Genomic DNA, 9,207 nt, shown 5'->3' with positions numbered 1-9,207 from the left:
CCGCAGGCGTTAACTCACCTTAACATAATCATTGCCGGTTTAGAACTAAACCAGTCAACACTCTGGGGGTGGTAGCAATCGTCTTTTGGACATATATCACTCTAGTACCAAGTAACACTTACAGTTACGCTGCCGCCACAGCTGTCATTGCGAGACCATTCCGACCCCGTATCGGTGTACGGGGTAAACTCCGGCGGAAGGCGAAGCAATCTCGGCGAGGGCGGAATTATCCCTTACCCCCAGATTGCCACGTCGTCCACCGGAGGCGGACTCCTCGCAATGACAACACGAGTAACGCGCTTTTTATTGGAGAACGATTCGTTTCACTTCTTGAGCGAAAAATAATGCGTTACACCACACTAGTCTTCAAAGGGCTGGCATTTCCCATGAGACGGGCACCCGGCCCCCGGCTGGTTACACTGATCTCAGGATTACGCATTTACCGGACGGTATGGGCATGAGCACCGCAGTTAATGAGGTACGGGATGACGATGCCCGGATACTGGCAATAATCAGACTGCGCAATAACCTCAGCTTATTATTTATCAAACCGGGACCAGAACCAGGGGAATACCCCAGCTGCCGGGTTCAGAAGGGGCTGGTAATTGCCAGTAATGGGCGCGAGCTGGTGGAAGAAGGCGTTGGACTTGGTTTGCCTATTGTGAAGTTCGGGCTGGAGACTGTCTTCCCCGGTGATGCCAGCCTGAGCATGAAGCAGGATGGCAAGAGGATAGTTACTACGGTCAGCTATAATCTTAATCTCATCAGGCGCACGAGTTTGAGGTGGGGTGGGGTTATCGGCAGTCCGAGGTTCTATGAAGTAGAAGAGTTCCTTTCCGGATTGCACCGCCAGCATCCCCTTCTGAGAAACGCCTTGACCTGGACTTCGTATCCGGTAAAGCTTCTCTGTGGCATGACTACCGCTTTCCAGGAAAATGATAGCGCCGGTCCGATAAGCGTGATATACGATGCTGACATCGGCCAGGGGATCATTCACATCAGCGTAGACCTGAAGGGGTTGACGAGGAGAGGGTGTACCGAGGTTATCATCGCTAACGAGCAGGGCGCCAACCGCTTTGACCTGTACCGTGATTCGGACGGAATAACTCTGAGGGGTAAGGGAATCGGTACCTGGGACGAGGCCGTGGCTCATAGCGCTTCACTGGCGGACTCTCGTGACGGCATATCGTTCAGTATCAATGAAGTCCGGGGAGCCCGGATATTCCGCGGCAGGGAGCTTGAGAGGAACCGTCTTGCCTGGTCAGGGCTCAACTATGTATTGCCCGGGAATACCGCCAGTTTCGCCTACGATATCAGGATAGGAGAAGACCGGTGACTTCAGTACTGCTGATATACCCCTATTTCCTTCCCCGTCATGATAAATCAATCTTCCGCTTCCCTCCCCTGGGACTGGGATACCTCGCCGCCAGCCTGAGGAATGCCGGCTACCACGTTGATATCTTGGACTGTACCTTTATGGACAGGAAGAGTGCCGTGGAAAAAGCCCTGCGTATAAATGCTGATGTCGTTGGTATCTACAGCATGGTTACCATGCGCGAAGACAGCCTGGCGCTGGCCGGAATCCTGCGAAATAAGGGTAAACTAATCATCGCCGGTGGGCCGCTTCCGTCATGTGACCCTGCCCCTTTCACGGACTACTTCGATGTCGTGGTGAGGGGGGAGGGAGAGGAAACCATACTGGAGGTACTGGACGGTTTCCGGCAGAATCGGGACCTGGGACTGATACCGGGAATTGCCTACAGGAGCGGAAGTAACGGCCAGGCCGGGGAGCATGAGAGCCGGGTCATTCTTACACCTCAGCGCCAGATGCAAGCGAACCTGGACACGATCGCCTTTCCGGCGAGGGATCTCTTCCCGAACGAGAAGTATATCGATTACTGGCGAAAACGGTCCGGCAACGCCGGTACCACACTGATTACCACCCGGGGGTGCCCCTTCAACTGTGAATTCTGCAGTAACGCGGTTTTCGGAGTCTCCTACCGCGAACGGTCACCTGAGAACGTGGTGGACGAAGTGGAGCAGGCGCTTTCCCTGGGGTATGATTACATCCATTTCGCTGACGACGTTTTCACCCTGAGCCGCGACCGCCTCAGCAGGATCTGCGCTGAGATTAAGACGAGAGGGCTTCAATTCAAATGGGAATGTCTGGGACGAGTGGACTCAATTGATGCGGATATCGCCAAAGAGATGAGAGAGGCAGGCTGTGAGCGCATATTCTTCGGCATTGAGTCCGCGGATAATTCTATACTCAGACTAATGAACAAGAAGATTACCGTAGAACGCGCGCGTAAGGCGATAGAAGCGGCTGGCAGCGCAGGGATCAGGACTGGCGCCTTCTTTATCCTGTGTTATCCCGGTGAGACGAATAACACGGTATTACGCACTATTAGATTTGCCACCGCCCTGCCTCTGGACTACCTTTCCTTTACCCTGCCGTACCCTCTGCCGGGTACGGCTCTTTTTGAGAGAGTCGAAGGTAGCATCGCCAGAGAGTGGCGGAGCCGGGGTGGCTTTTTGACCGAGCACACCCTCACCTTCGATGGCGATTTCTCAGAGGCTAAGACGAAATTCGCAATCGTAAAAGCGAAAAGCCAGTTTTTGCTGCGGAAGCGTCTTGGCAGATATAGCCCCATTCTGTCAAAGCCAATGGAGCTTCTGACCGACGCGATATTCAGGCTGATGAGATAACTATAGTCTGAACACTCCAGACTCAGGCTACACCGGCGATTTTTACCCTTCCGCTAAATGTCATAGTTTTGTAACATTTTCACTTCCATTTTTATAACTTTTCTATACATGTTCTACTACAATATTGAAAACGACTGGAGGTGAAAGAAATGGATATGACTCAGATTCTTAAGTGTGCAATGTCAACCTGCGCCTACAACATGAACGATATTTGTCACACTCCCGGCATAAATGTAGGCTCCCACGCGGAATGCAATACCTATACCCATGGAAGCAGCAAGGGTGGGTTCCCGGAAGCTAAAGGAGGGATAGGCGCCTGTCTGACCTCGGACTGCAAGTTCAACCAGCAGCTTGAGTGCCAGGCTCCGAACATAAATGTAACCAGCCATGAAAGACATGCCGACTGTGAGACATTTCAAGCCAGAAGCTAAGGCAAAATCCTGCTCCACACCACCGGCGGAATTTGGGGATATCCGGCGGTGGGTTGCCGCGGTTTTGCTTCAGAATGCCGGGACTGATGAAAGCGGGGGTCCGGGCCTGTCGCAACGTGAGATAGTGGCGATGCTGGGTGTTCCCCGGGACGCGGTCAGCAGTTCCCTCAAATCGTTGCAGGCCGAGGACGCTATCAGGATCGACCGTCATCGCCGAACGGTTGTCAATAAGAAGGTGCTGGAACGATTTGCGACGGAGATCATGAAACCCCGGGCTTATGTGCTGCTGAGAACCAGGGATGGTGATTCGGAGCAAGTGGTTGCGATTGCGCAGCGCCAGCCCGGTGTGGTGATGGTAGACCGGGTAGAAGGGTTGGCGGATGTTATCTTTGCTGTGCAGGCTTCTGACCGTGAGAGCCTGGCTCAACTGACGGTGCGGGCGATTGGCGCGGTCGAAGCTATGACGGAAGATGTACAATTGCTTCCGTCCAGGGAATAGGCGGTTCGGGGATTGATCCGGCAGGTAAATAACAAGAAAGGAAAGGTTTTTAAAAACAATATGGCCAGAATATTAAAGCAAGACGCCCATAGGATGCTCGGCAGCGTACCCGGTGACAATGTCTTCCGGTGTTCCGATGGCCGCATACTGGCCAGCATGGCTGAACTCAAGGATGCCCTTGATAGCATGTCAGATGAAACCTTTGCCTTTCATGTCAACGCGACAAAGAACGACTTCAGCAACTGGGTGGGAGACATCATTAGGGATGAGAAGCTGGCGCGTGACCTGAACAAAGCGGCGGGCAAGCTGCAAGCGGCAAGGAGCGTGGCGAAGAGGCTTGCTTTCCTTCAGGATAAACTGTCCCAGCCGGTTTGAACTCCGGCATTAAAACTCTTGACCTGTCCGCAAGAGCACCGGTAGTAAAGACGGACAATCAATAAGGAGGTCCAAAATGGATGCCTAGTAAACGAAAAGAAGGTAAAAATTTCCTGCAATCTTAATGGTTTATTACGAGAATAATCGCCGGATTTCCTGGCAAGCACTGAATTAGTCCGGTAAAGGAAGCTAAATTACCCTGCCGCCAGGCATAAACCAGGATGAAGGCGTTGATTACTAAATGGGGGGGAATGACCAATGACTAAAATATTAGCCATGGTTCTCGCCGGAGGGCGGGGCAAGAGGATGGATATATTATGCCATATGAGACCGAAACCGGCCCTGTCTTTTGCCGGCGGTTTTCGCGTTATCGATTTCAGCTTGAGTAACTGTATTCATTCCGGTATCAGAAACATTGCCGTATTGACTGATTATCAGCGCACCCGGATGGCGGAATACCTCAATCGTTGGAGACAGGCCAACGCCGGTATGCTGAACTTCGCTATTCTTGAGCCTGAAAAAGGCTCCTATAAAGGTACTGCCGATGCCGCCTATCAGAACCTTGACTATCTGCGCAAATGTGATGCCGAGGCAGTGCTGGTGCTGGCCGGGGACCATATCTACAAAATGGACTACCGGAGACTGATTGATTTTCACGAAAAGGCAAGGGCGGATGTGACCGTCGGCGTTGTTACGGTACCGATTGAGCAGATGTACCGCTTCGGTTCGCTGCGTGTGAATTCCGATTTCCAGGTGACGGACTTTGTCGAGAAGTCGCGGAACCCGGAGAGTACCCTGGCTTCAATGGGCATTTATGTTTTTAACAAAAAGGTACTTATTGAGCGTCTCATTGAGGATGCAGCCCGGCCGGACTCGCCGCATGACTTCGGTTATGCCATTATGCCGGAGATGGTACGGCATGACCGGGTATTCGCCTATCAGTTTCAGGGTTACTGGCAAGATATCGGGACCAAAGACGCTTACTACGAAGCCAATATGGAACTGGTCGGCCCGCAGCCGTCTTTCAGTCTTGACAGCCAGTGGCATATCCTGACTGAAGAACCGGATTTAGCCTTGATGCAGAAGGTTAACCAGGGCAGCATTCAGAACAGTCTTATTAGTCCGGGTTGTGTCATCAAGGGACGGGTGGAAAACTCGATACTGTCACCGGGGGTGCGGGTTGGAGAAAAGGCTGTTGTCCGGAATTCGATACTGATGTCTGATGTCAGCGTTGGCTATCACAGCGTGGTTGACCGCTGTATTCTGGATGAAGGTGTAGATATCAGCCAGTACTGCTATATCGGCTTCGGTAACGGCATTTTCGCCACAGAGCAGGATATCACAGTAGTGGGCAAGGGAGTGGCCGTGCCGAAGTGTACGGCGGTCGGCAGAAACTGTACCATCATGCCCCATGTGGAGCAGGTCGACTTTCACGGGAACATAGTCCCTTCGGGTACAACCTTATCACCGCGCCTCGCAACCGGCGTAGCCGGGAAAAAGGGTTGAGTCCAAACTTTCAGGAGATAACGATAGCCTTGTGGCGGAAACGATACGGCGCATTTCCACACCAACTTACGCTGTCACCCGCTGAAACGGGGATGAATTGATACCTGGCAAAGGCGCTACCCGCTGCCGGTTTGCGGGCAGTGGTAATAGGTTTGCGAGTACGCCGGCCGGGAGGTGCCATTGATGGGGAAATGGCTACTGTTACTGACAATGGCGCTGGTTATTCTCCCGTTCGGATGTGGGCAGCAGACACAACCACCACCTGAACCACCAGCCGCGTATTCGCTACCCGAGCTAAAATACCTTGTCCTGGATAGCTTTGACGAGGTGTTCTGGTGCGACCCTGATTTCTACCCGGTCGGGCGACCCGGACAGGAGGAAAACAATGCGCTGGAACAATTCACTCTTATCCGCTCGGATGAGGCTGAATTCTCAGCGATTCTGCAGCGTCTGAATCTGCCTGGCAAAGACGACTACGCCGACGAGGAAAAGCTGCTCATCTACCGTGAACACAAGAGGCTCACCTACCAGGTGGAGATGACTTTATCCGGAGCCACCTACCAGTTCAGCTTGCGTGTGAAAGAAGGACAGGGAGAGCGCATCGAAGGGACAGTCACCGCATCTGGCAGTATAAAGGTATCAAGACGGGAGCCGAGCTTTAATACCTGTCCCATCTGTCTGACGAAGGGTACTCTCATCGATACACCCGGCGGTCCGGTCCCTGTGGAGCAACTGCACGAAGGAATGACGGTGTGGACTGCCGATAGCGCAGGCAACCGGGTCAGGGGAGTTGTCCTCAAGACCGCGATGGTACCGGCGCCCTCTTCATTTCAGGTGGTAAAGGTGACCCTGAGTGACGGACGTACTGTCACCGCTTCACCGGGCCATCCTACAGCTGAAGGACGTGCTTTGGGTGACTACCGGAACGGCGATAATCTGGATGGGACGCCGGTGGTGGCGGTCGAACACGTATCCTACGATGGGGCTACCTATGACTTACTGCCTTCCGGCGGCACGGGACTCTACTGGGCCAACGGCATCCTGCTAAAGAGCACCGTAGTAGCAGAATGAGCGGGGAATTTCCGGACTAAGCCGCAGGACCGCGCAATGTCAAGATTTCTGGCAGACCCCAAATCCGTGGATTCTTAAGGAGTTGCTCCGAAAATGGGTTGTCTTCCCGTTCGCCCTGAGCCTGTGGAAGGTCGAGCCGATGGTTCGATAGGCTCACCATGAGCGGTATTTTCATTCTTCGTGGTGTCTCTGATAAGGTATGTGTGCTTCTGGAAATGTCATTGCGAGCCATTCCCGAAGGGAAGGCGAAGCAATCCGGGGGTGGGGCTTTATGACCGTCCTCCCCACCCGGATTGCCACGCCGTCCTTCCTTCGCAGGAAAGACTCCTCGCAATGACATCTCGAGGGTGAGCTTCTCGGGTTCAACCTCACGGATTGAGGCAGACTGCCCCTTCTTGAACTGGCTCAGAACGGACAGGTACCGGACAAGCACCCTTCAGCGTATTCGGACTCAGCGGTGACATAAGGACTGGGCTCCGGCGCTGCCTCCGAAACGTAACCGACCAGAGTCAGAACCTGCTGTTTTTTGCTTCCGTAGCGATACACGGTTATACCCTTGCACTTGAGCTGGTGGGCCAGAGTATAAATTCGGCGGATATCCTGCGGCGTCGTGTCCTCAGGCAGATTTACCGTCTTGGAAACAGAATTGTCTGTGTGCTTCTGGAATACTGCCTGCATTCTGACATGCCAGTCCGGCTCTATGTCCCAGTCCGTCACGAATATCCGGCGGACATCTTCAGGAATTCCTTGAATCCCTCGCAGGCTGCCCTTCTGAGCCGTTTCTTCCTTCAATTCCCGCGTAAAGAAACCACGCTTGCGGGCAATCTGCTCGAATACGGAATTTACTTCCAGCAGCCTGGTTCCCTCCATCACGTTCCGGACGAAGGTAAGGGCAAAAAGCGGCTCAATACCGCTGGAGCAGCCGGCGATGATGCTTATTGTGCCGGTAGGGGCGATGGAGAGGACGGTAGCGTTGCGTGGCCGGGGGCCCCTGGGGTGGTCATAGACGCTACCGGCAAAATTAGGGAAGACTCCACGCTCAGCGGCGAGCCCGGCTGAGGCTGCGGCGGCTTTCTCCGAGATAAACTTGATCATCCCTTCACCTGCTTCCAGCGCCGCCTCGGAGTCGTAGGGGATACCCAGCTTGACCAGGGCGTCAGCAAATCCCATCACCCCCAGGCCTATTTTCCGGTTTCCCTCTCTGGTTATCCGCTCAATGGCCGGCAGGGGAAAGACGTTAGCTTCGACCACATTGTCCAGAAAACGCACGGCCAGGTTCACCACCCGCTCAATCTTCAGCCAGTCTATCTGCCCGTCCAATATCATGCGGGATAAATTTATCGACCCCAGGTTGCAGCTCTCGTAGGGGAGCAGCGGCAGCTCACCACAGGGATTGGTGGCTTCCAGCCGTCCCAGGTACGGCGTGGGATTATGGCGATTAATCTCATCGAGGAAGATAAGGCCGGGGTCGCCGGTTCTCCAGGCATTGTTGACAATCATGTCGAAGAGCGCACCGGCATTGATTGACCTTGTTTCCCGGCCGGTTCTGGGATTTATCAAGCTCCACTTCCTCCCTCGCGAGGCGGCTTCCATAAATTCGTCCGTAGCCCCCGCTGAGATGTTGAAATTGGACAGGGTGACACCATCGCTTTTAGCTTCGACGAATTCAATGATATCCGGGTGGTCAGCGTTAAGTATGCCCATGTTAGCCCCCCGCCGCTTGCCACCCTGCTTCATCACCGCCGTAGCCGCATCAAATATCTTCATGAATGACACCGGGCCGGATGCCACCCCCTTGGTGGAACGAACGATGTCTCCCTGGGGTCTGAGCCGGCTGAAGGAAAACCCCGTACCCCCGCCGGACTGGTGGATGACGGCCATATTTTTGAGTGTCTCGAAAATATCGATGATCGAATCTCCAACGGGGAGGACGAAACAGGCTGATAGCTGTCCTAGTGGAGCGCCAGCATTCATCAGTGTCGGAGTATTGGGAAGAAATTCGAGATTGGTCAGGATTTCAAAAAAATCCTGCTCCAGCCCTTTATAATCAGCCGCCGGGTCAAATTTTGTCTCCGCGCTGGCGATGGCATGGGCCACCCGCCGGAAAAGCCCGGTCGGAGTTTCTATTATGTTGCCAGCTTCATCTCTGAGCAGATAGCGGCGCTCCAGCACCTTAATGGCATTTACGCCGAGTTTCAAATCGTCGCGTACGCCGATGATTTCCTTCAACCGGCGCACCTCTGACCGTTGCTGGCGGTAAAGAATGTAGGCTTTAGCTACGCTGGCGTAACCCTGGTTCATCAGCACTTCTTCGACGATATCCTGTACCTGCTCTACGGTGGGAACGGTCTGCCCCAGCCTTTCCTCCGCAATCCCTACAACACGTTTTCCCAGATCAGCGGCCAGTTCTCTCCCGCCGGCGCCGGTAGCCATGAGCGCTTTATGGATGGCTCCTTCAATCTTGGCGGGATTGAATGGGACTACGGAGCCGTCTCTTTTGCGGATCTGAACAATCTTAAGTCTGCTCATAGGAAACCCTGGTTATATTGCCGACAGGGAGTATTCTAGTAGATTACCGATGGCAAAGTCATAAAATAAAGGAGGGAAAAGTGACAA

General features: G+C 53.7%; 8 protein-coding genes. 7 read left to right on the top strand and 1 reads right to left on the bottom strand.

What is annotated here, in order from left to right; all coding sequences use genetic code 11:
• Positions 1-457: 457 nt before the first annotated feature.
• From Q8Q07_00800 to Q8Q07_00770, 7 genes are all read left to right on the top strand, one after another.
• A complete protein-coding gene (locus tag Q8Q07_00800) occupies positions 458-1,336 on the top strand; it encodes a hypothetical protein (protein MDP3878830.1) in 879 nt (292 codons plus the stop codon).
• Positions 1,333-2,709 carry a radical SAM protein gene (locus tag Q8Q07_00795; GenBank protein MDP3878829.1) on the top strand — a complete coding sequence of 459 codons (1,377 nt, stop codon included), beginning with the start codon at positions 1,333-1,335 and terminating at the stop codon, positions 2,707-2,709. The genes Q8Q07_00800 and Q8Q07_00795 overlap by 4 nt, the downstream gene beginning before the upstream one ends.
• A gap of 149 nt (positions 2,710-2,858) precedes the next feature.
• Positions 2,859-3,140, top strand: coding sequence for a DUF1540 domain-containing protein (locus tag Q8Q07_00790; protein MDP3878828.1), 282 nt, complete (start codon positions 2,859-2,861; stop codon positions 3,138-3,140).
• Positions 3,115-3,639 (top strand): helix-turn-helix domain-containing protein, encoded by a 525-nt coding sequence (locus tag Q8Q07_00785; protein MDP3878827.1) that lies wholly within the window; start codon positions 3,115-3,117, stop codon positions 3,637-3,639. Before Q8Q07_00790 ends, Q8Q07_00785 begins: the two co-directional genes overlap by 26 nt.
• 60 nt (positions 3,640-3,699) lie before the next feature.
• The gene (locus Q8Q07_00780) at positions 3,700-4,014 is read left to right on the top strand and encodes a hypothetical protein (protein MDP3878826.1); all 315 of its coding nucleotides are present in this window, start codon (positions 3,700-3,702) and stop codon (positions 4,012-4,014) included.
• Positions 4,015-4,272: 258 nt separating this feature from the next.
• Positions 4,273-5,520: a glucose-1-phosphate adenylyltransferase family protein gene (locus Q8Q07_00775; protein MDP3878825.1), complete on the top strand. Its 1,248-nt coding sequence runs from the start codon at positions 4,273-4,275 to the stop codon at positions 5,518-5,520.
• Between the two features lie 183 nt (positions 5,521-5,703).
• Positions 5,704-6,591 (top strand): Hint domain-containing protein, encoded by an 888-nt coding sequence (locus Q8Q07_00770; protein ID MDP3878824.1) that lies wholly within the window; start codon positions 5,704-5,706, stop codon positions 6,589-6,591.
• Between the two features lie 405 nt (positions 6,592-6,996).
• Here Q8Q07_00770 and Q8Q07_00765 read toward each other — a convergent pair whose 3' ends face one another.
• Positions 6,997-9,120 carry an adenosylcobalamin-dependent ribonucleoside-diphosphate reductase gene (locus Q8Q07_00765; protein MDP3878823.1) on the bottom strand — a complete coding sequence of 708 codons (2,124 nt, stop codon included), beginning with the start codon at positions 9,118-9,120 and terminating at the stop codon, positions 6,997-6,999.
• Between the last annotated feature and the right edge of the window lie 87 nt (positions 9,121-9,207).

This window comes from Dehalococcoidales bacterium, from assembly GCA_030698765.1.
In the GTDB taxonomy this organism is placed as follows: domain Bacteria; phylum Chloroflexota; class Dehalococcoidia; order Dehalococcoidales; family UBA2162; genus JAUYMF01.
The sequence above is the reverse complement of the archived record's forward strand: the minus strand, read 5'-3'. Positions and strand labels throughout refer to the sequence as shown.